Source organism: Leyella stercorea (genome assembly GCF_019052365.1).
In the GTDB taxonomy this organism is placed as follows: domain Bacteria; phylum Bacteroidota; class Bacteroidia; order Bacteroidales; family Bacteroidaceae; genus Prevotella.
This window is the reverse complement of the sequence record NZ_JAHQUY010000154.1, coordinates 1-1640: the sequence shown is the minus strand read 5'-3', so window position 1 is coordinate 1640 and position 1640 is coordinate 1. Positions and strand designations below refer to the sequence as shown.

General features: G+C 35.7%; 2 protein-coding genes and 1 pseudogene. 2 read left to right on the top strand and 1 reads right to left on the bottom strand.

The window, feature by feature from the left end; genetic code table 11:
• Window positions 1–168 precede the first annotated feature (168 nt).
• Window positions 169–285: pseudogene (locus KTQ90_RS13815) on the bottom strand (site-specific integrase); the annotation flags it as partial.
• Between the two features lie 303 nt (window positions 286–588).
• Between KTQ90_RS13815 and KTQ90_RS13260 the strand changes: the two are divergent.
• Together KTQ90_RS13260 and KTQ90_RS13255 are read left to right on the top strand one after the other, a co-directional pair.
• Window positions 589–1350 (top strand): DNA-deoxyinosine glycosylase, encoded by a 762-nt coding sequence (locus KTQ90_RS13260; protein ID WP_217318817.1) that lies wholly within the window; start codon window positions 589–591, stop codon window positions 1348–1350.
• Window positions 1329–1526, top strand: a complete 198-nt coding sequence (locus KTQ90_RS13255; protein ID WP_217318816.1) for a hypothetical protein — start codon at window positions 1329–1331, stop codon at window positions 1524–1526. The genes KTQ90_RS13260 and KTQ90_RS13255 overlap by 22 nt, the downstream gene beginning before the upstream one ends.
• The last annotated feature ends 114 nt before the right edge of the window (window positions 1527–1640 follow it).

Below are 1640 nucleotides of genomic sequence, written 5' to 3'. Positions count from 1 at the left end.
TGCTTTTTTATATGTTCTTTCCATCTTAATTGTCCGACTACGGAGGAACAAATCACCGACAGGCAAGTTCTTTTGAGAGTAACCCAAAAGGTTTCGAGTAACTCGAAACATACCTTGCTGTGTCTTTGTGGACACAATATTTTGGCAAGAATAAAACCTAATACCATTGTACTTTCTCACCACAAGATACTTGTTGTAAGTGTTCTTGGCTCTGTCCTTGCCTACACGCTTGGCAAAGGCTGCGTTCTCCTTGTCGAAAGCTCTGAGCAAGGTCTCGTATTCGGTGCAAAATTAAACTATGAGAGTTGCATGGCAAAACCAAAACTTACGCAGAATGGGGAAATATGAACAGCCACCGTTAAACAACCACTTGAAACTCAAAATAAAAGCATCATTCTGCTTAGATTTTTGTATCTTTGCACCGGCAAGCGAAAGAACAGTCTTCTTGTGCCAACAGTCGGTCATCAATGATGATCACAAAATGTGCAGGAAACGGCTTTCTGGGGAATTGTGATTCAAGGAACTTTTAAACACAGACAGAGTGTGACTAATTGATTTCAGGTAAAATCGACTTAAAAATAAATATTTATGGCTAAAAAAGGACGTACTTCATTTACAATAGCTGAAATAAACAGACTACATCAGCTATTTATAGAAAAAGATCAAACAACAGACCAAGATGAGAAGAAGGCTATTCGTACAAAGATGCGCAGAATGGGCTTCTATATTTCAGACTTTTCATATGACATGAATTCCACGGATTTTGAACTTCTCTGCAAAAGCGGAAATATATCTATAATAAATTACAATGAGTATGTAAAGTCAAATTGTGAAGATAAAGAACAAAGCAAAATGACAAAAATCCAGGACTGTCATAATCATAAAGAAGGACTGGCTCCTTGGATAGATGAGTTTTCTGAAATTTTAATTCTTGGTTCCTTACCGAGTGATGTATCCATTAAGGAGCAGGCTTATTATCAAAATAAATCAAAGAACTCTTTTTGGAAATTAATGCATGACTTATTGGGTCAAGGTGATGATAGCAAAGAATTTCTGTTAAAAAAACATATTGCTTTGTGGGATTGTCTTGCTGAGGGCAATAGAAAGGGAAGCATGGACTCCAATTTTATTGGAGGCGAGATACCGAATAAACTTCCAGAACTTTTAGTATCATATCCAAATATAAAACGAATAGTGATTAACGGAAGTGGAGATGCAAAAAAATATTTTGATAGATATTTTTCTGCTCTTTATCATCAAATAGAAGTTATAACTGTACCAAGTTCTTCCAATGCTCGCTCAATGTCTTTTGAGGATAAGCTACAGGAATGGAAAAATATTTTAAAATAAGAATTATGGAAATGTACCAGGTAGAAATCACTACTGATATGGATGTAGTGAATATAATAGTTAACGCTTCAGATGAGAATGAGGCTATTTCAATTGCACTGACGATGTTTGAGCAAGGAGAAATAGATACTGAAGGAGGTGTTGTTGTGAATATAGCTGCATTCCCTGCTTGTTAAGTAAGACACAGAACTTACTTGCGAATGTTCAGTATAATAGTATTGATTTACAAACAAAATTATTGCTGTCCGGTAAAACTAATAATGAGTCAAAGACGGCTGAAAGCCCAATAA

Bases quoted from the DNA above. Each gene is read 5' to 3' on its own strand.
- KTQ90_RS13260 (WP_217318817.1), top strand. From the start codon at position 589: ATGGCTAAAAAAGGACGTACTTCATTTACAATAGCTGAAATAAACAGA.
- KTQ90_RS13255 (WP_217318816.1), top strand. From the start codon at position 1,329: ATGGAAAAATATTTTAAAATAAGAATTATGGAAATGTACCAGGTAGAA.